Source organism: Candidatus Uhrbacteria bacterium (assembly GCA_016699205.1).
In the GTDB taxonomy this organism is placed as follows: Bacteria; Patescibacteriota; Patescibacteriia; order 2-12-FULL-60-25; family 2-12-FULL-60-25; genus CAIXDN01.
On the sequence record CP064964.1, the window covers coordinates 49,522 to 72,031 of the forward strand.

Annotated in this window: 23 protein-coding genes, 1 tRNA gene and 1 pseudogene; 16 read left to right on the forward strand and 9 right to left on the reverse strand. The window is 50.6% G+C overall.

The features are described from left to right. Entirely contained in the window at positions 1–1,236 is a 1,236-nt protein-coding gene (locus tag IPH19_00280) for a hypothetical protein (protein ID QQR60898.1), read from the forward strand. A 52-nt stretch (positions 1,237–1,288) separates the two neighbouring features. Next, complete coding sequence (locus IPH19_00285) at positions 1,289–1,486, forward strand: hypothetical protein (GenBank protein QQR60899.1); 198 nt, start codon at positions 1,289–1,291, stop codon at positions 1,484–1,486. A 34-nt stretch (positions 1,487–1,520) separates the two neighbouring features. Here the strand turns inward: IPH19_00285 and IPH19_00290 are convergent, their stop codons facing one another. Further along, positions 1,521–1,889 carry a hypothetical protein gene (locus tag IPH19_00290; protein QQR60900.1) on the reverse strand — a complete coding sequence of 123 codons (369 nt, stop codon included), beginning with the start codon at positions 1,887–1,889 and terminating at the stop codon, positions 1,521–1,523. A gap of 100 nt (positions 1,890–1,989) precedes the next feature. Here IPH19_00290 and IPH19_00295 point away from each other — a divergent pair, with 100 nt between their 5' ends. From IPH19_00295 to IPH19_00305, 3 genes are read left to right on the forward strand one after another with little or no spacing between them, the layout of a single operon-like run. Continuing rightward, positions 1,990–3,801 (forward strand): DNA primase, encoded by a 1,812-nt coding sequence (locus IPH19_00295; GenBank protein QQR60901.1) that lies wholly within the window; start codon positions 1,990–1,992, stop codon positions 3,799–3,801. Positions 3,802–3,840: 39 nt separating this feature from the next. Further along, the gene (locus tag IPH19_00300) at positions 3,841–5,112 is read left to right on the forward strand and encodes a sigma-70 family RNA polymerase sigma factor (protein QQR60902.1); all 1,272 of its coding nucleotides are present in this window, start codon (positions 3,841–3,843) and stop codon (positions 5,110–5,112) included. Positions 5,113–5,145: 33 nt separating this feature from the next. Then, entirely contained in the window at positions 5,146–6,375 is a 1,230-nt protein-coding gene (locus tag IPH19_00305; GenBank protein ID QQR60903.1) for an aminoacetone oxidase family FAD-binding enzyme, read from the forward strand. 278 nt (positions 6,376–6,653) lie between these two features. Here IPH19_00305 and IPH19_00310 read toward each other — a convergent pair whose 3' ends face one another. Then, a complete protein-coding gene (locus tag IPH19_00310) occupies positions 6,654–7,475 on the reverse strand; it encodes an isopenicillin N synthase family oxygenase (protein ID QQR60904.1) in 822 nt (273 codons plus the stop codon). Between the two features lie 50 nt (positions 7,476–7,525). Next, a complete protein-coding gene (locus tag IPH19_00315; GenBank protein QQR60905.1) occupies positions 7,526–8,980 on the reverse strand; it encodes an ABC-F family ATP-binding cassette domain-containing protein in 1,455 nt (484 codons plus the stop codon). A gap of 111 nt (positions 8,981–9,091) precedes the next feature. Between IPH19_00315 and IPH19_00320 the strand changes: the two genes are divergently transcribed. Then, positions 9,092–9,166, forward strand: a tRNA-Asn gene (locus IPH19_00320). 88 nt (positions 9,167–9,254) lie between these two features. After that, positions 9,255–9,623 (forward strand): hypothetical protein, encoded by a 369-nt coding sequence (locus IPH19_00325; GenBank protein QQR60906.1) that lies wholly within the window; start codon positions 9,255–9,257, stop codon positions 9,621–9,623. Positions 9,624–9,660: 37 nt separating this feature from the next. Here the strand turns inward: IPH19_00325 and IPH19_00330 are convergent, their stop codons facing one another. The 4 genes from IPH19_00330 to IPH19_00345 form a co-directional block, all read right to left on the reverse strand. After that, positions 9,661–10,323: a C39 family peptidase gene (locus tag IPH19_00330; GenBank protein ID QQR60907.1), complete on the reverse strand. Its 663-nt coding sequence runs from the start codon at positions 10,321–10,323 to the stop codon at positions 9,661–9,663. A 27-nt stretch (positions 10,324–10,350) separates the two neighbouring features. After that, the gene (locus tag IPH19_00335) at positions 10,351–11,061 is read right to left on the reverse strand and encodes an SGNH/GDSL hydrolase family protein (protein ID QQR60908.1); all 711 of its coding nucleotides are present in this window, start codon (positions 11,059–11,061) and stop codon (positions 10,351–10,353) included. 1 nt (position 11,062) lies between these two features. Continuing rightward, entirely contained in the window at positions 11,063–11,575 is a 513-nt protein-coding gene (locus IPH19_00340; protein ID QQR60909.1) for a transcription elongation factor GreA, read from the reverse strand. 254 nt (positions 11,576–11,829) lie between these two features. Beyond that, on the reverse strand, positions 11,830–12,183 hold the full coding sequence (locus tag IPH19_00345; protein QQR60910.1) for a hypothetical protein: 354 nt from the start codon (positions 12,181–12,183) through the stop codon (positions 11,830–11,832). A gap of 117 nt (positions 12,184–12,300) precedes the next feature. Here IPH19_00345 and IPH19_00350 point away from each other — a divergent pair, with 117 nt between their 5' ends. After that, on the forward strand, positions 12,301–12,984 hold the full coding sequence (locus tag IPH19_00350; protein ID QQR60911.1) for a hypothetical protein: 684 nt from the start codon (positions 12,301–12,303) through the stop codon (positions 12,982–12,984). A 94-nt stretch (positions 12,985–13,078) separates the two neighbouring features. Further along, complete coding sequence (locus IPH19_00355; protein ID QQR60912.1) at positions 13,079–14,404, forward strand: aspartate kinase; 1,326 nt, start codon at positions 13,079–13,081, stop codon at positions 14,402–14,404. Positions 14,405–14,449: 45 nt separating this feature from the next. Here the strand turns inward: IPH19_00355 and IPH19_00360 are convergent, their stop codons facing one another. Then, positions 14,450–15,415, reverse strand: a complete 966-nt coding sequence (locus tag IPH19_00360; protein QQR60913.1) for a hypothetical protein — start codon at positions 15,413–15,415, stop codon at positions 14,450–14,452. An 81-nt stretch (positions 15,416–15,496) separates the two neighbouring features. Here IPH19_00360 and IPH19_00365 point away from each other — a divergent pair, with 81 nt between their 5' ends. From IPH19_00365 to IPH19_00380, 4 genes are all read left to right on the forward strand, one after another. After that, a complete protein-coding gene (locus tag IPH19_00365) occupies positions 15,497–16,201 on the forward strand; it encodes a DNA alkylation repair protein (protein ID QQR60914.1) in 705 nt (234 codons plus the stop codon). Then, positions 16,198–16,503, forward strand: a complete 306-nt coding sequence (locus IPH19_00370) for a hypothetical protein (protein QQR60915.1) — start codon at positions 16,198–16,200, stop codon at positions 16,501–16,503. The genes IPH19_00365 and IPH19_00370 overlap by 4 nt, the downstream gene beginning before the upstream one ends. 51 nt (positions 16,504–16,554) lie before the next feature. Further along, a complete protein-coding gene (locus IPH19_00375; protein QQR60916.1) occupies positions 16,555–17,349 on the forward strand; it encodes a hypothetical protein in 795 nt (264 codons plus the stop codon). Positions 17,350–17,411: 62 nt separating this feature from the next. Then, complete coding sequence (locus IPH19_00380; protein QQR60917.1) at positions 17,412–18,284, forward strand: DUF2090 domain-containing protein; 873 nt, start codon at positions 17,412–17,414, stop codon at positions 18,282–18,284. Here the strand turns inward: IPH19_00380 and xth are convergent. Then, positions 18,281–19,053: pseudogene (xth, locus tag IPH19_00385) on the reverse strand (exodeoxyribonuclease III). The gene IPH19_00380 and the pseudogene xth overlap by 4 nt on opposite strands. 56 nt (positions 19,054–19,109) lie before the next feature. On the opposite strand from xth, the gene IPH19_00390 reads away from it, so the two are divergent. Genes IPH19_00390 through IPH19_00400 form a run of 3 tightly spaced genes read left to right on the forward strand, consistent with a single transcriptional unit; the run spans position 19,110 to position 22,507 of the window. Continuing rightward, positions 19,110–20,084 (forward strand): calcium/sodium antiporter, encoded by a 975-nt coding sequence (locus tag IPH19_00390; protein ID QQR60918.1) that lies wholly within the window; start codon positions 19,110–19,112, stop codon positions 20,082–20,084. Positions 20,085–20,106: 22 nt separating this feature from the next. Beyond that, positions 20,107–21,198, forward strand: coding sequence for a glycosyltransferase family 2 protein (locus tag IPH19_00395; GenBank protein QQR60919.1), 1,092 nt, complete (start codon positions 20,107–20,109; stop codon positions 21,196–21,198). A 40-nt stretch (positions 21,199–21,238) separates the two neighbouring features. Then, positions 21,239–22,507, forward strand: a complete 1,269-nt coding sequence (locus tag IPH19_00400; protein QQR60920.1) for a replication-associated recombination protein A — start codon at positions 21,239–21,241, stop codon at positions 22,505–22,507. Positions 22,508–22,510: the final 3 nt, after the last annotated feature.

A 22,510-nucleotide genomic window follows, 5' to 3' on the forward strand; every position in this document is an offset into this window, starting at 1 on the left:
ATGAAGAAAGCTATTTTTAGTGCGTTTGCCGTATTCCAGGATGCTAAAGACGGTCTTGAGAAGGAGAAAGTATTTAAAAAAGCTTTTATGCTGGAACGTGAACTCACGACAGCGGAGCAAGGAGTAATCAAGAATGAAATCCTGAAAGAACTTCAAGACATTTCTTTAACGAAGGGTTCGTCAATAACAAATACTTATTCTTCGTATTCGTTTGTAGATAAGGTTGAGAAACCATTTTTTGGCGATTGTCTTGTCCAAGTCAGGCTGCCGTATTGTCTGTACCTGCCTCAAAACTTTTCTTACAAGGCGGTTACAAAGAATGGCGTAAAAGCACGACTTGTCCTGAATAAACAATGGACATTGCACGCTAAGGAGTCGAGCGTGGCCGATTTATATACAGAGGGCTCCTCGACTTTTTTTAAGAATTCGCAAGTTATTACGCCGCGGTATCCGTTAGCACTTGAGGCTGGATGGGATCCGCCGTCCAATGTCAAGAATTCTGAGAAACTAGAAGATGAAAGTGGTGTTTATAGATATTCGAGAATTTCGATAATGTTAGAAACAAATGTTCGTAATGAGGAGGAAATCGACAAGGAGTTATCAAATTTTCACAAGAAGCTCCATGGTGATTGCTTGGATATTGTAAATCGGTTTTTAGATATTTACAGATATGTGGCGAATAGATCCTATATTGGACGGCTCAATACTCTTTCGATTGATAATGTCTATTTTTTTTCAATAAACTCAGGTTATTATCCGATGCCACTCAATATCGGTACTGCTGAGATGAATCTCCCTGAGGAACAAATTGAAAAAATTCATGATCTTGCTGAAGCGGGTACAGAGCCGCCGTTACATGCATTACTAGCGCTTCAAGCGCTAGGTTCTATGAAGAGCGGTGCGAATCTTTTAGCTGTCGTCGAGTCTTTCAAAGCGCTTGATGTTTTTATAGAAGAGTTTTTATACGCGAGATTAAGTTCACAAGGTTCTGCTGTCCAAGATTTTGAAGCTAAGCTAGAGAATGCTTACAATACAAAAGATAGACTCAAGGATCTGCTCAAAGAGGTGACCGGCAAGACTGTGCATGAGATTGATAATGAACTTTGGAGTGAGTGGCTGGCAGTTTATAAGGATCGGAATAAGTCGATTCATGCGAGGCTCCAACCAGACTTGAAGATGACGGAGAAAATTTTGGATTTGAATCAAAAAATGATTGATATCATCAGTACTTTTTAGCGATGCGTCTGCTTTGAAACTTGCTAAGCGAGCATTTCTAAATGCTAACAATATGTCCGAACATATCGTTTCTATTTTCTACACCAATTACCGCGGCGAAACAGCCGAGCGTAAAATAATTCCAAAAAAGATTTGGTTTGGAGCGACGGAATGGCATCCGGAGGAGCAATGGTTGCTTGAGGCTTTGGATGTAGCGAAGAATGAGGATCGGCATTTTGCGATGAAAGACATTAAAAGCTGGAGCGTATAACAAATAAGGCCTCCCTAGAAGCGGGAGGCCTTTTTCAGTCTTTCTTTGCGCGATCCTTCAAACGCTCGACCGACCACGTGAGCCAGCACATATGGATGAACTGGGCTTTGGTGTAGGTCGAGGCGAAGAGGATCACGAGAAAGGGCAAAGCATTGATGATTCTGACCCACTCACCCGTTATCAGCATTTGACCTGCGGTCGCGAGGATTGCGACGTCGAGGAACAGGGCAAAAGGGGTGATGAACAGCCAGGCAAGGCAGAAACTGCGCAGGCCTTCTGGCTTGTTGTCTTTGTGCGTCCAAGCCCACTTGGGATCGTCCCACTTGAGGAGTTTCCAGGAGTTGAAGATGATGGCAACTTGCAGGTAGATGTAGAAACCGATCAAACAACAGACAAAGTCCATGCGTTCCTCGGGTCTCGAGGATAGGTATTGTTGAGTGATGTGTCAATCGTAGTTGGATCGGGGCTTTCGCTTTTTGTTCGGATACGCTTAGATAGGGGCTATGGATGCTGTGCAGGACATCAAAGGACGACTCGATATTGTCGATGTTGTTAGTGAATATATCCCGCTAAAACCGGGTGGTTCCGGTGCGTTTAAAGCTAATTGCCCTTTCCATAACGAGAAGAGTCCTTCTTTTTACGTTTCCCGTCCGCGTCAGAGCTGGCATTGTTTTGGATGCGATCAGGGAGGGGATTCGATTTCGTTTGTGATGCGGATGGAAGGAATGGAGTTTCGCGAGGCGCTTGAACATCTCGCGCAGAAGACGGGTGTTGTCCTACCTAAATACGATGGGGAGAAAGCTTCGCAGAGAAAACGCTTGCATGAAGTGAATGATATCGCGATGCGATTTTTTCGTGCTTCGCTACAAAATCTTCCAACAGCCGATCATGCTCGTGCGTATTTGGCCAAGCGCGGCGTCGATGATTTAACGGCTGATCTTTTTCAAATCGGTTATGCGCCTGAATCGTGGGATGCATTAACGGTGGCGCTTGCATCGAAAGAAGTAACAGAAGCTGAAATGTTACTTGCAGGACTTGTCGGGAAGCGTGAGAAGGGGACGGGTGTTTATGATCGGTTCAGGAATCGATTGATGTTTCCTATTGCAGATGTGCATGGGAATATCGTTGGTTTTACAGGAAGAATTCTCACGGACTCAAAAGAAGAGGCGAAGTATGTGAATACGCCCGAGACTTCCGTGTATCGAAAATCTGCGGTGCTTTATGGATTGGATAAGGCGAAGGGGGAGATTCGACGGCAAGACGTTGCGGTGATTGTTGAAGGGAATATGGATGTGGTTGGATCGCATCAATTTGGCGTGACGCAGGTTGTGGCTTCTAGCGGAACGGCGCTGACGACGGAGCAGCTTGCTTTGCTGAAGCGCTTTACCACAAATTTGGCGATTGCTTTTGATCAGGACAATGCCGGTAATGCCGCAACGTTACGCGGACTTGATTTGGCGCGTGCGCAAGATTTTAATATTAAGGTGATTACGCTGCCGCCGGAGGCTGGAAAAGATCCGGATGATGCCGTGCGGAAGAATCCGGAATTGTGGAAGCAGGCGATTAAAGACGCGGTTGGAATCATGGAGTGGATTTATCGAAATGCGTTTAGAAATCGTTCAAGTGCAAATCCGGAAGATAAAAAGCTTATTGCAAAAGATGTGCTGACGGAGGTTAAGCGTATTGCTGATCCTGTTGAACGCGATCATTGGATCAAGAAGCTTTCTAAAGACATCGATACGAGCGAGCAGGCTCTTAGGGATGCGATGGTAAGAGTTCCAGCGGCAACACAGCCAAAGCCTGGAATACAGCCGCAAAAGAAGCAGCAAGTTGATGCCGCGCCGGCTCGATTAGGGAATGATAATAGCCTGGACCATGAAAAAAGGCTGTTTGCTATGGCGATTTATCGGCCGGAGCTGTGGAGGGCGGCGGTATCGTCGGAAATGATAAAACCTGAGGATTTTGAAGACCCGGGACTCGCAACTCTTTACGGAATGCTTCAAAACGCTTATGATCCTGAGGTATCCGTGAAAGCGGATTTGGCCTTGGCCAACCAAACCATCCGCCCTCCGGTCACCCTGACGCCGGACGAGGCGAAGAACTTCGACGCTTTAGCCTTCTTGGCTGAACGCGAATACCAGGGACAAACGCTTGAGGAGCTCAAGCGCGAACTAAAGACGGCGGCAGGAACGCTCCGCTTGCAACGCAAGAAACGAGAGCGACTGCAGGTCGAACATGAAATGAGAGAGGCAGAGCGCGTTGGCGATCAACCTCGAATACTCGAGCTATTGAAACGCTTCAACGCACTCAATTAATCGCTCGGCCGTCGGAGAATATCCGCGGCTCGGCTCTGTATGCCAGCTAAGTCACGTTCAGCCTCAAAAATGAAAAAGAAGTTCCACCCGACCAAGCCTTCTCCAAAAAAGAAGGTGATGGGAAAGAAGTCTCCGAAAATTGTTCAGAAGGGTGGCAAGAAGCCGATGGGAAAGCCTCAGGCTAGCAAAAAGCCTGTCGCCTATCAGAAGAGCGCTCCGCCGTCTCAGGAAGTTATTGATAAGTTGTTTGATAAGGCCCGCTCTCGCGCATTTTTGACCGAGAACGAGGTCTTGTATGCGTTTCCGGAAGTTGAGGATTATGTTGATTTGTACGAAGCCTTCATCGATCGTCTCGATGCGGCTGGTATTGGAATGGTAGAGCAGAAGGAAGGAATTCTTGGTCGTGGAAAAGAGCGACAAGAAATCATGCAGACGCTTCACAGCGCTGGCGATGAACGCCGCGGACGCATTGATCCGTCCGAGCTTTTGACGGCCGACTCGATTCAGATGTATTTGCGTGAGATTGGTAAGATTCCGTTGCTTACGGGTGAGCAGGAAGTTGCGCTTGCGAAACGAAAGGAGAAGCTCGATAAGGAAGCCGAGAAAGCTTTGATCGAGGCGAACTTGCGTCTTGTCGTTTCTATCGCCAAGAAGTTTACGGGTAAATCACTTTCACTTCTCGATTTGATTCAGGAAGGAAATATTGGTTTGTTCCGTGCGGTTAAGAAATTCGAGTATCGTAAAGGTTTCAAGTTCTCGACGTATGCCACGTGGTGGATTCGTCAGGCGATTACGCGTGCTTTGGCTGATCAGTCGCGTACGATTCGTATTCCGGTGCACATGGTGGAAACGATTAACAAGTTCCAGCAGGTTGAACGTGAATTGATTCAGGAGCTTGGCCGTGAACCGTTGCCAGAAGAAATCGCGGCAGAAATGGGACAGGATCTTGAGAAGGTGCGTCATATTATCAAGATCTCTCAAGACACGGTTTCTCTTGAAACATCCGTTGGTGATGACGATGAAGACTCAACGCTTGAGGACTTTATCGAAGACGTGAAGAACGTCACGCCGGATCGTGCTGCGGCGTTGCAGCTTTTGAAGGATTACGTTGGTGAAATCGTGAAAGATCTTAATCCGCGTGAACAGAAGATTCTTGAGATGCGTTTTGGTTTGACCGACGGCGTATCGCATACGCTTGAAGAAGTGGGTAAGGAATTTGATGTGACTCGCGAGCGTATTCGTCAGATTGAAGCAAAGGCGCTTGAAAAGATTCAGCAGCATCCGTTGATCAAGCGTTTGGCGGATTATTAATTATAGTCACGCATCATCGTCATAATCATGAGAGTGGGAATTGTGGGTGGGGGAGCGGCGGGACTTATGGCTGCCGCAACGATATTGGAAACAGCTCCGGAAACGGAGCTGTTTCTGGTTGAGCGGAATGATGGTTTGGGAAAGAAGGTGATTATTTCCGGTGGTGGCCGATGTAATGTCACGACCGGAATTCAGGATGTTCGAACCGTGCTGACCAAGTATCCGCGAGGCGGCAAGTTTTTATCAAAAGCGATGTATCATTTTCCTCCAGCGGAAGTGTATGCGTGGTTTGAGGCGCATGGCGTGCCGTTGAAAAATGAGGAAGATAATCGCGTGTTTCCGCAATCAGACAATGGAAGGGATATTGTCGGGGTTTTTGAAAAGATGTTTCGTTCATCGAATGTCGAGGTTTTGTTGAAGCATTCCGTGGAATCGGTTGAGAAAAATGGCGAAGAATTTCGTTTGAATTTTAAAGAAGGAGGATCGCTGGATGTTGATGCGGTTGTTTTGACGACGGGCGGGCAGGCGTATCGACATACGGGATCGACAGGAGATGGATATGCTTTTGCAATGGGACTCGGACATTCGATCACGAAACTTGCGGCAAGTTTGAATGCGTTTTTTACGTATGAGACATGGACGGCGGAAATCTCAGGGCTTTCCTTTGAGAAAGCCGAATTCCGTACCAAGCGCGATAAAGAGTATTCATTTACAGGCCCGTTTCTTTTTACGCATAAAGGCGTAAGCGGGCCGGCGGTTTTTGCGCTTTCATCGCAGGTGGCTTTTGAGAAATATGACAAGGAGGAACCGCTGAAGATTGAAATAGATTTGTTTCCTGATTCATCTAAAGATGAACTTGTGGCGACGATCGAGGAGAAAGTCACGCATGCCGGGAGAAAGAGTTTTTTGAATGTATTGGCAATGACGGTTCCAAAGTCGCTTGCTGAAATTGTTGTAAAAGAATTGCATATTGTGAGCGGCGTGCATGCGGCTGAAGTGAGTAAAAAGAATGTGACGCGGTGCGTTGAGTGGCTGAAAGCTATTCCGTTAACGGTTATCGGTAGAGGTGCGGGTGATGAATTTGTTACGGCTGGTGGTGTGAAGTTGGAAGAAGTTGATCCGCAGACGATGGAATCAAAGATTTGTCACGGATTGTATTTTGCCGGAGAAATTCTCGATATCGATGGATATACGGGCGGATTTAATTTGCAGGCATCGTGGGCAACTGGACGGTTGGCAGGTTTTTATATAGGCTCGCGCTAGAATTTTGGAGGTGTCTTGAAGCCCAGGAGACTACGAATCTTTCGTCGCTGGCTCAGATCGAGCACTTTTGCGATCGGTGTTTTCAGCCTATTTTTCCCGGCCAGATTTAGAGGCGACATCTCTGGACATCACGAGGCCGTCTCCTGATTCTTAAGAATCGTAGAGCTCTCGAGTATCGATCCTCCGGAAGACGAGGGGACGGGAAGAAGAGGTTGGGATGAGGGTCTCTGGCGCCTGAACTGAAGAGCGCTCCGTCAGCTTGGACGGGGGCTTCTGAATTATCGCGCAGTACGAGTGGCGGCGATGAAGCGGCTGATGTATTCGCCGGCGGTGTTGCCGTCGGAGAAGGGGAGAATGGTGCTCGGTTCTGGTTCCGTGAAGAACGAGAAGGAGAGCCGCTCGCCAGATCGATACATCACGCGGTGACGCAGGCCGCCGACGCGATTGGGGTCCTTGGGTCCACCAGTCCAGTAGCGCAGCATGCCGCCGGCGATGAGGACGATGTCTCCGGCAGGATTCACGAGCTCAGCCCAAGAGCCTGCCTGGTCGATCTGAAGCCCGGGCTCTGCGCCGCCAACGAAGACGGTGACGAGCGAGAAATCCCGATGGGCGGGGAAAAGAATGTCGTCTGGCGGAGCGAGTGCGGCCGGGTAGTGCGTGGCTCGTAGACCATGCGAGCCTTTCAGCATGGCGGTGTAGAGTCCGCGACCTTGCGGTCCCAAGCCGTTTTCCATCCAGAAGAATACGTCGGCCATGACGAGAGATAGCTCGTGCGTCATGGCCTGCATCTTGCGGACGAGTTTCTCCGAGTGGAGACAGGTTTTCCGATCGGATTCGCGATCGAGGTGGACGTCCCAGAATTGCCGGCCGTAGTCGGCGCGGTTGCCGGCGACGCCCTCGATGCCGGTGGGCGTGAAGCCGGAACGCTCTCTGCCGCGATAGGCTCGCGGGTTGATCGCTCCGATATCGTGAAAGACACGGTAGGCCTCGTCGCGAATGGCGGAGACCTTTTCCGGGTCGATGACGTCGGGAATCCGCAAGAAGCCGGTTCTACGGAATTCCTGCCAAACCATGGGCTGTGCAAGACGTGCCAAGTCCATTAGCAACCTCCGCAGCAGGCATCTTGAGGGAAATAGCCGGCTTGTCAATCTTAGATGAATTTTGCCAAATCCAAGGTTTCGTTGAAGTTGATTTTGGCCAAGAAATCCGGAGCGTGGCTGACCATAATCAATGTACCCTGATAATTTTCAACAGCTTCCGCGATGACAGGCAGGTGGCGGAAATTGATGTGGTTGGTTGGCTCATCGAGGATGAGGAGGCCTGGCTCTTGCAGGACGAATCGAGCAAAACACAAGAGACCTTTCTGACCTTCGGAAAGAGAACCGACTTTATTTTTAAGCAAATCGGAAGTGAGCAAAAACTCGGCGGCAACAGCGCGCAGTTTTTCATTGTCAGGCATTTCCATGACTGACTCGAGCGATTGATAGGCGGTTTGGTCAAAATCGAGACCGGAAAAATCTTGGCGATAGTAGCCGACCTTTACACCCTCACCAATTTTGATGCCCTCGTCCGTTCCTTCTGCGATCGCGCGAAGCAAGGTGGTCTTACCGATACCGTTTGGTCCGCTAATCAAGAGGCGGCGCTTTTTGCGTAAAGAAAGATCGACTTCAACACGTTCCGCATGACCTTTGCGGATGATTTGGATCGACTTAAAAGTGATAACCGGCTCATTGTATTCTTGAGCGGGGATTTTGAAATCGCGGATGGTGCAGTCATCGCGTTTTACATCGACCATGTTTTCTTCTGCATCTTCAACCTGATCGCGAAGCTTACTGGCGAGCTTACGCATCTTACCTCCCTTGTTGGCAAAGAAGTTGATCTTGTCTTTACGATCTTGGATCTCTTTCAACATGCGGGCGTTCTGCATGCGGTCTCGTTCTACGCGAGCGGCAATTTCCTCGACCACGTTAAAATAGTTGCCGACATATTGCTCGACTTTGTGGGTGTAGACATCGAGGTGGAGCACGCCTTCCGTAAAGGCATTCAAGAAATCGGCATCGTGAGAAATAACCAAAACCGTTTTTGGATACATCATCAAGAAACCAGTGAGGTGCTCGATACCTTCTTTGTCGAGGTTGTTGGTTGGCTCGTCGAGTAAAAGAATATCCGGTTCCTGGATCAAAGCATAAGCGAGCAAAAGACGGGCCTGCTGGCCGCCGGAGAAGTCGCGGATTTTTTTATCGAGAGGCGTCTCAAGGTTTACGGTTTCCAAAACGTCCTTGATGAGTTTATCGAGGTTGTAAGGACGTTCTTCAAAGGCTTGTGCAAAATAGTCTTGCACGGTTTTCTCCATGTGCTCGCGAGCCATGACTTGTAAGCCGATGGCGACTTTGGCGCCCTTCTGAATATGGACTTCGCCTTCTTGTGGTTTATAAACTCCGGTGAGCAATTTAAAGATCGAGCTCTTACCGGCGCCGTTTTGACCCATCAGGGTGATTTTGGCGTTTTCGCGGACGGAAAAGTTGACCTCGTCCAAGATTGGATGGTCTTCATCGTAGGCAAAGCTTACGTTTCCGAAGCGGAGGATGACGTTTCCGTGGTCCATAGGCTAAAAAGGGCTCTAATATAACAGATTCCGGTCATTTTGACAAGTATTTGGCTGGTCTTGCATGGTTTGCCATCGGTTGGTATTATCACGACCGCTGAATACACCTATTCCGAGGTAGCTCAGCGGTAGAGCAGTGGACTGTTAATCCATTGGTCGTGGGTTCGAATCCCACCCTCGGAGCCATACAAAATCCCGCCATATGGCGGGATTTTGATTTCCATCTCGGGTCTAGTATTGACTTTATTATAAAAAAGAGTATCGTTGGCCAATTATGTACAACGATTTCAAGAAGAAGCGCTTTGGCGGCAGCGACCGCGGAGGCTATAAGGGCGGTCGCGGTGGCGATCGTGGAGGAGACCGTGGCGGCGATTGGAAGCCGATGTTTCCTGCTACCTGTGCCACTTGTGGCACGAATTGCGAAGTTCCGTTTAAACCAAATGGACGCAAGCCGGTTTTGTGCAGCAACTGCTTTAAGAAGGAAGGTCCTTCCGACCGACCAAGTTTTGGCGGAGACCGTGAGCGCCCGATGCGTTCCGAACGTCCGACCTACTCGGCTCCTGGTGAAGGCAATATCGCTGCTCAGCTCAAGGATATCAATGACAAGCTCGACGCGATTATCGATGCTTTGAACGACGAGTAAGATTTCAAAACTCCCGCCGATCGGCGGGAGTTTTGTTTTATCGCTTTCTCGTAAAAATAACCGTTGGTGCTGCATCGGCTTCTCTGGTTTTTGGATTGAAGTCGTGTAGGGCGTTCATGAGGACGGCGTATTTGTATCGATCTTTTGGACGGGCTGGATCGTTGACGATGAATTCTCCGGTGAGATCGTCATAGCCGGTGATGACGAAGACGTGATAGGAATCGCCGAGATCTTTTTCTTGGTAGAGCTTGTACATGTTTACATGCGCGATGACTGGGCGAGAGGCGGCAAGTTCACGCTTGATATCCTCGAGCAGCGGATTGCGTTTTACAGTTCCTGTGAATCCGGATTTTTTAGCGATGAGCTGGACGGTTTGGGCGGCGTCCGTATCGTGGTTTTTGTTGAAGGCCTCGTCTTCCCAAGCAAACATGTCTAGCATGTTTGCTTTCATCTTATCTTTATCGACGATGAGCTCGCCGCGATAGAAGGCGTCGATCATGGAGATCGTGGCTTCTTCGCAAGCTTCGTCCCAAGGAGCGACCCATTGGTCATCGGGGACTTGTGAGATATAGGGGACAGCTAGTTCAGCGCTTGGCTTGAGGATTTCTGGCGCTTGAGTCAGAAGTCCAAATACAACAAATCCGGAGACGGTTGCACCGGCAATGATGAGATTGGTGACCGTGGGGCGGGTGTGTTTCATCCCATTTACTTTATCCTATTATCCCGATTAGCTCGATAGGGGCGGGAGATGTTTTGCGATGAGGGAGAACCAGTCGGCGTAGCCGTTGTCGCTCGGATGGAATGAGTCGGCGGCGTAATATTTGGATGGATCTTTGGCAAATGGGTCGATGGCTGGTTCGCGGTAGAGATCGACATACGTCACATTCTTTTCTGCCGCAGTCTCTTGAAAGAGATCACGTACTTGTTTTGTACGGACCGTAAACATCCAGCGAGTTCCAAGCGGCAAGAGACGTGCGGTGCCGACATTTCCCGTCGAGACGATCACGATATTTTTGGAATGTTTTTTGGCTTCGTCAATAACAAGCGCGATGTCTTTTGTTAGTTCGTCAAGATTTGTGAATCGGACGGTGTCGTTGCCGCCGATATGGATCATGATGAGATCGTATTGATCCCCGCGCAAATCGTTGCGGATGAGCAGGTCTTTGGTTTTTGATCCGTTGATACCGCGGTTTTCTATTGACGCGGATGGATAGAATGAGCCGAGAAGTCCGGCGAGAGAGGCTGAGCTCGATGAAGCGCCGGTGCCGACGGCAGTGCTATCGCCGATAACAAGAATTTTTGGCGAGGAAGCGTTCCGTGAAAATGGAACCGCATTGTCGGCAAGTTTGAGGCCGATAGCGATCAAGCGGCGCGTCTCATAGATGTCCCAAGCAATAAAACCGGTTATCGCGATGATTACGGCAAAGAGGATGTACATATTAGTCGACGCTTTGAATTTCCACATAAGAGATTTGTCCGTCAGGATTTTTGTATTCAACGGTTTCTCCGGCTTGGTGGCCGATCAGAGCCGCTCCAAGCGGGGATTGATGAGAGATATTGCCTCGCAGCGGATTTGCTTCTTGCGGTCCGAGGATCCTGTACTCGCGGATTTTACCATTCATCTTGATCGTGACCGTTGATCCCATACGGATTTTTCCATTATCCGAACCTGTCGGAATCAGGATGGCTTGCTTGATGCGCTCTTTTAGTCCAAAAATCCTGCCATCGATACGCGAGAGACGGTGTTTGGCATCTTGGTATTCTGCATTTTCCGAAAAATCTCCCAGCGTGAGTGCGTGGCTCAGATCGACAACGATTCTTGGACGTTCAACTTTCTCAAGCGTATTTAACGTCCGTTTGAGACGCTCTAAGCTCTCAGGCGTGAGCTCGCGGCTTAGGCTTTCTGCGTCGCGAATGCGGTTGATTTGCGAGCGTCGCTGAGGAATTTGCATGGACAGAGTGTACATCGCCGGTTTTGCCCTTGCTACATCTGTCATATGTTGTTAATCTCGTATTTCTAATTCACTAATCGTAAACGTCTATGATGAATTTCGACGACACGATGAATCCGCCGGCCGAGCCGATGGAGGAAGAGAAGAAGCCGGAGGAAGGAATGTCCGAGGAAGCCGAGTCCACCGAGGCTCCTTCCGAGGAAGCTCCGCAAGCCTAGTTGAAAAGAGACCAGCCGCTATGGCTGGTCTCTTTTTTACGTCATGAGTTCTCTCGTAGCGTTGTAATCCATCTTTATGATGTTGGATTTTGAGGCAGCTATTTCTAGCGAACGTGAGAAATCCGTGGCTGTATCGGGAAAGAGGCGGAGTTTTACCATGGCGACAATGGCTTCATGGGTTGCCGGAGGGTTGTTTTCTAGGGCTTCATCGATCGCGACAATGGTTTCTGAAAGGGGACGGAACCACTGGAAAGAAGGTTCTTCAACAACAAGGCGGAATAAGGCGGCCGGACCAACAATAGGACCATGCGTTGATTCGTAGCTTTGTTTTGCCTGATCGATAAGAGTTTTATGGAGTGAGAGGAGTGCGGATCGCAAGAGGTCGGTCATAATTTCTCAGATAATGCCACAGCCCAGTGATGATTGACAGAGGCCATTATTCCTGTATGATCTCCGTCACTGCATTTGCAGTGAAAGGAGGCTACGTTGAAACAGTTAGCGAGATATTTGGATCCGCTCATCCAAGATGCATTCCACGAGCTGGACAAGCTCGAGGATACGGGAAGCCGAGAATCGGCTCTGACGGTCATTCTCCGGGTCCTGATCCACGGTGAACCCGAGGTGGTTCGCTCGCACATTCCAACCATCAGCCAGCCGTGGCCGCGCTACCTGCTGTGGAGTGAGCTTTGCGCTGCTCATGGCGAGGAGAGCGACATGAACAGTCTAAAGGCTGTCGTGCCGGATAAGGAGTTTCCTGATCAGCGCGAGATCGCGTCGCACATCGACGAGCTCCGCTTCAAGATCGGGACGGGGTGGCGATCGGAGCCCGATCGACCCGTGCTCACGAGCTCGCATCGCGTGAAGATGCTGGCGCGTTCCAGCAGGCGGGTCGTGGGGTTTCAGCGGCTGTCTGCTCCACCGTTTCTCTTGTTCGACGAGATGTGTCTGCGGATCACGTACGGAGATGCTGCCGCCGTGGCCAAGGCGCGCGGACTCGCGACGGATGCCGAGATGCGCGACATGATCGTCGCCTCGGTGGCCAAGGCGCATGCGCACAACGGCTCTCCGGTGCGGGCGCGTAAGACGCTCGGCCATGTTGCCATGCCGGAGAACCGGATCTCCGTGATGACGCTCATCGCCTGTGTCGAGTGCGAGCTGGGCATGCAGCAGCCCATCGCCGTCCAACACTGATCTGCAACCCGGTTCCGACAATCTGTCGGGACCGGGTCTTGCGTTTTATGCGTGATCGCGTACATTCAGGCGGCGTTCATTGTAGGAGAAGAAGATGACGGAAGAGATGGTGTATACGTGTAAGTTTGGAGGTTCATCGCTTGCGGATGGCCCGCGTGTGGCCAAGGCGGCCGAGATCATCAAGAGCGATCCGCGGAGGCGATATGTGGTTGTGTCAGCGCCGGGTCGTAAGACGTCGAGCGACCGCAAGGTCACGGACTTGCTCTACGCCGTTCACGAGAACAAGCGTCTCGGTCTCGATTCCCGCGAAGCGCTTGATGCGGCATTGCGGCCGCTCGAGTGGATTGCGCGGGATCTCAATCAGTGGGAAGGCTTCCACAAGCTCGTGAAAGATTTGCGGGACGTCGTGCATACGACTGGCGTGTCGGTGGATTTCATCGCGAGCCGCGGCGAGTACTTGATGGCGCGTTTGCTCGCGATGTATCTCGACTGGCCGTTCATCGACGCTAAGGACATTGTGCGGTTCACGTCGCAGGGACAGTTCTCGCCAGAGTTCACGCAGCGTATCGCTGCGGAGGAGCTCGCCAAGTATCCGCGTGCCGTGATCCCCGGATTCTACGGAGCCATTCCTGAGGGCGACATCAAGACGTTCAGCCGCGGAGGATCGGATCTCACGGGAGCGATCATTGCGCGTGCGACAAGCTCAGTTCTCTACGAGAATTGGACGGATGTCGACGGGATGATGAGCGCCGATCCGCGCATCGTTCCGGATGCCCGGCCGATCGACAAGGTGACGTATCGCGAGCTGCGTGAACTCTCCTACATGGGGGCGAGCGTGTTCCATGAGGAGGCGGTGATCCCCGCCAAGATCGCGGGGACGACGATTCACATCCGTAACTCGCTCAATCCGGAGTCTGCAGGAACGCGCGTGATGCACGAGTCGCATCGGGGATATCATCCGGTGGTCGTCGGCATTGCTGGTCTCAAGGGCTTTAGCACGATTCATGTGCGGAAGACGCTCATGAATGAAGAGATCGGGTTTGCGCGCAAGCTTCTTACCGTCCTTGCGGATGAGGGGATCAGTATCGAGCATATGCCCGGCGGTATCGATGCGCTTTCTGTGATCGTGCCGACGACGAGCGTGTTGAACCGCGAGGAGCTGATCATCGCGGAGATCAAGGATGTGTGCCGCACGGATGAGGTGGAGATCGAGCATGGTCTCGCACTCATCGCGACGGTCGGTCACGGCATGTGGCGTACGCCTGGCGTTGCCGCGCGGCTCACGGGAGCGCTTGCCAAACAGTCCATCAACATCAAGATGATCAATCAGGGCTCGAGCGAGCTCAACATCATCGTCGGCGTTGCTGCAGCAGACTATGAATTGGCGATCCGTGCCATTCATCAAGAGTTCTTTCCCTGAAACAGATTCGCCCCGGTCCAAAGACGTTGGACCGGGGCGTTGTCGTTAGGGCTGGTTGGCGAGGATTTGACCGTGGTGGATAAGATCCATCGCCTTGGTGAGGCAGAAACGGTACTGGCCGCGTGTGCGCTCGAACTCTTTGGAGCCAGTTGCTGCGCGTGCGAGCAGGATGACATCCGAGCAAGTGGCTTGCTCCGGTGCTTCACCGACACGCTTAGCTTCTGCGAGTGCGAGTTCCTGAAGAGCGGCGTAGCGCTGGGGGATTTTGGTCGGTTCGTAGGCGCCCATGAGGCTGTGACCGAGCAAGATGCCGGGTACGTTCTTGAAGTAGCGTGCGTACTCGAGACGCTCGTTCATGTGACGACAGAAGATTCCGCCGACGCGATGAAACGCGAGACCAAACGGCTTGGAGAAGCTGAAGACCACGGCTTCCACGTTGGAGTGGCGGTTGAGCTCGAGCCGCGTTGGCGTCTTGGTGCAGCCGAGGTAGGCGAGGTCGAGGATCACGGCGGTCGTCGGGAAGGCGGCGCGCATGTTCTCGAGCCACGTCTCGAGGTCGCTCCAGTGCTCGCCGTCGATCGCAGAAGGATAGGAGACGATGAAGACGTCCTTTTCTCCGGGCGACTGATGGATCGGAGCTTCCTTGCGGCGCTCATGCTCGACCAGTCCTCGGCGTCCGGCATCGGCGAGCTGCCGATAGCCTTCGTAATCGCCCTTGAAGACGTGAACGCTGTCGTAGCCGCGCATGATGATGTCGAGGGCTTCCGTACCGCCTGCTGTCGGGTAGGCAAAAGGGAAGGCGCGCTTGCGCACGCCGACTCCGCTCCACTCGCGCCAGCGCTCCAAGAACGGAATGTGCATCTCGATCTGCGAGCGCTCGTATGCCTTCATGAACTTGGCGTGCGGTCGTGACTTCCAGAGCTCGTCCTGAATAGCCATGACCTCGTCCCAGTAGAGGGTGTACACGGTACGAGTGACACGCGTGAGATTGAACGGCTGCTTGATCTTCACGGAAACCTCCGCTCAAATGAGCTTGCGCAGGTTACGAGATATAATGATATATGTCAATAATTGTGCTAATATAAGAGCATTATGGAACATCCTTTGGTTAAGGAGTTGTTGAAACATCGGAATAAAGAGAAGGCCGCTTTTTTCCCGCGGTTTTTTCGGACAGGAAAAGGCGAGTACGGTGAAGGTGATGTTTTTATCGGCGTGACGATTCCACATTTGCGATCCATTGCGAAGAATTACAGAACGATTTCTTTGAAAGAAGTTGAGGGTTTGTTGAAAGACAAGCGACATGAAGTACGCTGGTGTGCGCTTTATATTTTGGTGGAGCAGTTCAAGAAAGGAGATGAAGCAACCAAGAAAAAGATTTACGAGTTTTTTCTTGATCATTTGAAATGGGTGAATAATTGGGATTTGGTTGATTCATCGGCATATCATATTGTTGGAGAATATTTGATGGATAAAGATCGGAAGATTTTGCGTAAGATGGCAAAGTCGAAGCATCTTTGGACGGAACGTGTGGCGATGGTGTCGACCTTTGCTTTTATCAGAAAAGGGCAGTTGCAAGATACGTTTGAGATAGCCGAGATGTTTTTACCGCATAAGCATGATTTGATGCATAAGGCGGCGGGCTGGATGCTGCGAGAAGCTGGCAAGAGAAATGAAGTGGCTTTGATGCGTTTTCTTGATGAGAACGCTCCGGTCATGCCGAGGACAATGCTCCGGTATGCCATCGAGAAATTTGATGAAAAAGAGAGGAAGCGCTACCTTCTGATGAAACAACTATGAAAGCTTTGATTACAGCCGAGGAAGTGAAGACGCGTATTGAGGGGATGATCGCTCCGGCGATTGTGGATGTTCGGGATGCTGAGGAGTTGGAAGGTGGCTTTATCGAGGGTTCTATTCATATTCCGATGGAGCAGCTGGAAGCCAAGATTACGGAAGTTTTGCCAAACAAACAGCGAGAAGTCATTTTGTACTGTGCTCGTGGCCGACGTAGTGCTATCGCAATGGAGAAGCTCGATGCCATGGGATATACCAACGTGAAGAGCATGGTTGGTGGTTACGAGGAGTACAAGAACACGCTCTAGGCAAAAGTGAAGAGATCCGTTTAGATAGCGTCAGTCCTTTTTGGAGGTCACATGACGAATGTTCTTTCGGCACCCAGGTACAGGTGTTGGTATCGCTTTGAGACCGACGGCGAGCAGGTTACGGTCATTGCTGATGCGCAGAACATTCGTGCGTGGCAGCAGAGGCTCAATACCGAGCACGGTCACTTGATGCTGGAGGATTTCGAGGAGAACTTTGGCCTTCGGCCGTTCCTCGACGAGATGGATTGTTGGGGTTTTGGCGGGTGCTGTCGTTATGCCGGCGAGAGTCCCGATGGGACTGTCCGGCTCGTGATGCCCTTGCCCTCTCTGGATTTTGACGGCAAGAGCGACCGCGTTCCCGGGTATGAGGCCGCTTGCTCACTGGAGATCCTGCTTGATTATTTGAGCTATACGGAGTCAGACCCACCCAAATGGAAACAGGGTTTGACGGCTCAGGTCACCACCGTGAAGCGTGATTTCTACGGCGGGATTGTGTCTGCGAAGATTTCTCCGGACATGGCGCTCTGGTTCTCTAATGCTTTCGCGCATGCGGAGGGTGGAGACGCGATCACATTGGCTATGCGGAAAGCTGCGGCACGACTATGGGGTTCCGGGTTGGAGTCTCGTAACGATCTGTTCAATCGGACGAAGTTCTGTCTCTTGCGCGGAACGCCGTACTTTGACTCCGGGTTTGGAGGAACGCTCGGACTCGACGGAACGGCGCGTCCGGAACAGGACGGCTCCTACGAACTCTCGCCGCACAACACAGATGGCGCGCTCAGCCAGCTTACGATCCTCACGGGGCTCGCCAAGCTCGACCAGCTCTTTCATGAGTACATCCGCTGAATGAACTACGCCCCGGTTTCTGTGATGGAGACCGGGGCTCGTCTTTTTGATATGATGTTGACATGCGCAATCCGTTCCTTCCGCGGTTGGCGATACTCGCGTTTGATCATCGCGCGTTTTTCAAAAAGAATCTCACCAAGCAAGATGACGTGATCCGCGATTACAAGCGCGTGATTTATGATGGTTTGCTGCGTGCGATTGAACTTGGCGTACCGCGTGAGGACGCGGCGATGCTTGTTGATGAGGATTATGGAATGGAACTCCATGTTGATGCGCAGATGCGAGGTGTGACGAGAATTCTTACGACGGAACAAAGCGGACAAGAGGAATTTCTGTTTCAGTACGGGGATGAGTTTGGTGATCATATCGATAAACTGCGTCCCGCTTATGCTAAGGCGCTTGTCCGTTATCGCGCGGATGGCGATGGGGAGTTGAATCAGCGCCAGCTTTCTCGGCTGCGCATGTTAAGCGATTGGTGTCTCATGAATCGCGTTGGTTTTTTGGTGGAGCCGCTTGTAACGCCCACGGAAGATGAGCTCGCGCGTTATGGACAAGATCGATTTGATCGCACCGTGCGTCCGAGGCTGACGGTTGAGATGATTCGGCAATTTCATGTGGCGGGAGTGGAGCCGGCGATATGGAAAATCGAGGGAATGGAGTTAGCGGAGGATTATGATTTAGTCGCGAAGACGGCACGTTCTGATGGACGGGCGCATGTCGGGGTTGTTGTGCTTGGACGCGCCGAAGAAGTCGATCACGTGGAACGATGGCTGATCGCTGGTAAAAATGTCGATGGCGTTTGCGGCTTTGCGATCGGACGTACGATTTTTTGGGAGGCGTTGCAAGCGCTGTATGAAGGAAAGATTACACGAGAAGAAGCCGTCGAGCAGATCGCTAAGCTCTACGCGCATTTTTATCAAGTATTTTTTGGCTAGATCGAAAGCTCGAGGCCGACAGGGCAGTGATCTGATCCGAGGGTGTCGGCGGCGATCCAGGCTTTTTTGACGTTCTTTTTTAATTCATCACTGACAAAAAAGTAGTCGATTCTCCAGCCGACATTGCGGGCACGGCTATTGGTTTTCTGGTCCCACCAAGAATAGTGTCCGCCTTCTTTTTCAAACAGGCGGAAGGTGTCGATGTAGCCGGTTTTGATGAGTTTCTCGACCCAATCGCGTTCAATTTGCATGAAGCCGCTTGTGTTAACGTTTTCTTTTGGTCGAGCGAGGTCGATTTCCGTATGTGCCGTGTTTACATCGCCAGTAACGATGACGGGTTTCTTTTGCGATAGGATTCGATTAATGGGAGAAAGCGCTTGTAGAATTCGAGCTTGAATTCCAAGCGCTCGGGACGGGCGCCGCCATTGGGGAAGTAGACATTGAAGAGATGGAATTTCTCAAATTCCAAATGAACGATGCGGCCCTCGCCGTCCAAGAATGGATCGCCAAAAGTGGTCTCGGCAAAAATTGGCGAGACTTTCGTATAGATCGCGGTGCCGCTGTAGCCTTTTTTGATGGCGCTGTTCCAGTAGGACTCGTATCCATCAGGATGTACGAGTTTTGGAGAGAGTTGGCCGACCTCGGCTTTTGTCTCCTGGAGACAGACGATGTCGTATTTGGATTTGTGAAACCAGTCGAGAAAGCCTTTGCGTTCTGCGGCGCGGATTCCGTTGACGTTCCAAGAGACGAGGGAGAGGCGTTTGGGCATGTAGGCAGAATAGCAGATGGAAAATTTCTGAGGAATCGCGTATCCTCTTTACGATTATGACTATTGCTTTCGCATTGTTGTCGATTGTGTTCGGGCTAGGGTTGCTTACCTTTGCCTCTGATTGGCTGGTTGAGGGAGCGTCTTCACTCGCCAAGCGTTTGAGAATCTCTGATCTGGCGATTGGTTTGACGATTGTGGCGTTTGGAACATCGGCACCGGAGCTTGTCGTGAGTGTCGTCTCGGCGATACAGGGCAATGTTGATATTTCCGTTGCTAACGTGATTGGATCGAATATCTTTAATATACTGGCTATCTTAGGCGTTGCTGCAATTATTTATCCACTGCGCGTTACCAAATCGACTATTTGGCGTGAAATTCCTTTTGCGCTGCTAGCTGTCCTTGTCCTTGGGTTCATGGTAAACGCGTTTCGGTTAGATGGTGGTTCGGATCATTTAATTTCTCGATCGGACGCGGCAATTCTTTTGGGTTTCTTTGTTATTTTTTTAACGTATGTGTATGGCATGGCGAGACATGCGCCAAAGGATGAGGCGGATGGGTTACCTTCTGCCGAGCATATGCCGATCTGGAAGACAGTCATATGGATTATCGGTGGTCTCGCTGGACTCGTGATTGGAGGGAAGTTTACCGTTGATGGAGCCGTTACTGTCGCGACATGGTTTGGGGTAAGTCAGACCCTGATAGGTCTTACGATTATCGCAGCGGGTACTTCTTTGCCGGAACTGGCGACATCGGTGCAGGCAGCGCGCAAGAAAAAGGATGATATCGCCGTTGGAAATATCGTTGGTTCAAATATTTTTAATATTTTTCTTATTTTGGGGGTCGGAGGATTGGTTCGACCTTTGCCAATTAACCAAGGTTTACTTTTTGATGGCGCGATCGCGAGCGCCGCTACATTCTTGCTATTTGCCAGCATGTTTATTGGAAGAAAACACAAGATTGATCGATGGCAAGGTGTCGGTTATTTGCTGCTGTATGTTGCGTATGTTGGTTATCTGATCGTGAGAGGGTGACGTGTCGTGCTAGAATACGCGCGTGTTGGATCCCAAGGCCTCTTCTTTTGTACGTGAACGATTGCAGGGCGTATCGCTTATCGATACGCCTATGGATAAGCGTTGCCGTATTGTCGTTGTCGTTCCAGTTCATCGAGAACCCGTGCATCGCGTCGTGAATTTGCTCATGTCGATCGCGAGGCAGAGAGGCTTGAGCGAGGGGATGGTTGAGGTGCTGTGTGTTGTGAATAATGGTCCGGATGATGGAACGAAAATTTGGAAGGCGGCACAGCTAGCAAACCAACTTGTACTGGATCTTCCGCTTTGGCGGAATCGTGATGGGTTTGGTGCGCATATGCGATTTCCTGCCGAGGTATTGGATGCATGCCGCGAGATCAAGGAATCGATAAGCGTTTTTGCGATCGATGTTCCGTTACTGGCCAGTGGGACGGTTGGTGAGGCGTGTAATCGAGGACTTGCCGAAGCTGCGGTGCGATTTGATCGGGTAGGAAGGAATGGGGTTGTAGTATTTCTAGGAGCGGATTGTATTGTTGATGATCCGGACTATCTCTTTAAAGCGTTAAATCTTTTTGAATCGCATCCAAAACTCGTTGCCGTGTCTGCAGGAGTGCGGATGGTTTTTGATCCGGATACTCGTGATGAAGAGAAGCGTGCGGAAATTGCTCACGATATTGAGAATGTTTTGCGACGCAAGCGTATGGTGTTTTTGGAGCGCTTCCGACAAGGAGAGGATATTGGTTTGATGGCGGATGATGCGTTTATCAATATCATCGCACGATCGGCTGATGCGGCAGCGTGGAATGGTTTCCCGGATTGGAATCGAAATGAGGATTCTATGTTTGGTTATGCGGCAAAGCGTTATGCGGCGGAGAAAGGAAAAGAAGTAAAAAATGTGAAGGATCGATTGTCGATCGTTGCAGCACTGCGTGATTCTGATCGGACGGCGGCATCTTTAAAATCAAAATTGGAAGAAGAGAAAAATAGGACATCGGTTACGGTGGAAGCGTATGAGGCACTTGAGCGATTGGTCGGAGCTTCAAAGGAAGGACGGGAATTGATCGATTATTTGGAAGAGCCAGCCCATATCCTTTGGGAGAATTATCCGGAGAAGTAGCTATTTACCTTGTTCGTTTTTTGTTCTAATCTAACAAGGTATGGCTGATTTGTTTGATTTTGCAGCAGAAAAGCGCCGTTCCGGCATTCAGCCGATGGCGGATCGGATGCGTCCGAGAACGATTGAGGAGCTTGCCGGGCAAGTGCATATTGTCGGACCTGATAAGCCTTTGCGTCGGTTGATTGATGCTGACGAGGTTCCTTCAATGATTTTTTGGGGCCCGCCAGGAAGTGGCAAGACGACATTAGCTAAATTAATCGCCAGCAAGACGAAATCTGTTTTTATTGAGCTTTCTGCCGTGATGAGCGGTGTGAATGATATTCGGCAAGCGATGCGGGAGGCCGAGGCGAATTGGAAGTATCGTAATCAGAAAACGATTTTGTTTATTGATGAAATCCATCGTTTTAATAAAGCGCAGCAGGATTCGCTTTTGCCGTATGTTGAAAATCGAACGGTGACGCTGATCGGAGCGACGACGGAAAATCCGAGCTTTGAGGTGATCTCCGCCTTGCTCTCGCGTACGCGTGTTTTTGTTTTGAATAAATTGGAAGCTTCTGACATTGAAACGATTTTGAAGGCAGCTCTTGTTGATGAGCGTGGGTTAGGAAATAAGGTTGATGTTGCGGAAGGTGTTGTAGAGGCTTTATCCGGAATGGCTGATGGAGATGCGCGACATGCTCTGAATGCTCTTGAGCTTGCGGCGAAATCGTCCAAGGCGGAAAAAGGAAAGAAGTCTGTCGTTACGCTTGTTACGATAGAGGATGCGTTACAGCGGAGTCATTTGCTTTACGATAAGAATGGGGAAGAGCATTACAACATCATCTCGGCACTGCATAAGTCGATGCGCGGCTCGGATCCCGGGGCGGCTTTGTATTGGTTGGGTCGAATGTTGGAGGCGGGGGAAGATCCGCTCTACGTTGCTCGTAGATTGGTTCGATTTGCATCGGAGGATATCGGGATGGCTGATCCGCAGGCACTGGTGCAGGCGATAACGGCGTATCAGGCGAGCCATGCGATCGGCATGCCGGAGTGCAATGTGATTTTGGCGCAATGCGTTGTTTATTTATCGGAGGCTCCAAAGTCGAATGCGCTTTACACGGCTTATCACGAAGTTGCTGATGATATTCGGAATCTGCCAAATGAGCCGGTGCCGCTTCATATACGGAATGCGCCGACAAAATTGATGAAAAACTTGGGCTATGGAAAGGGTTATAAGTATAATCCTGATTTTGACGGTCCTGTGGATCAGTCGTATTTGCCGGAACGCTTGCAGGATCGACAGTATTGGAAGAGAAAGCCACAAGGTTGATAT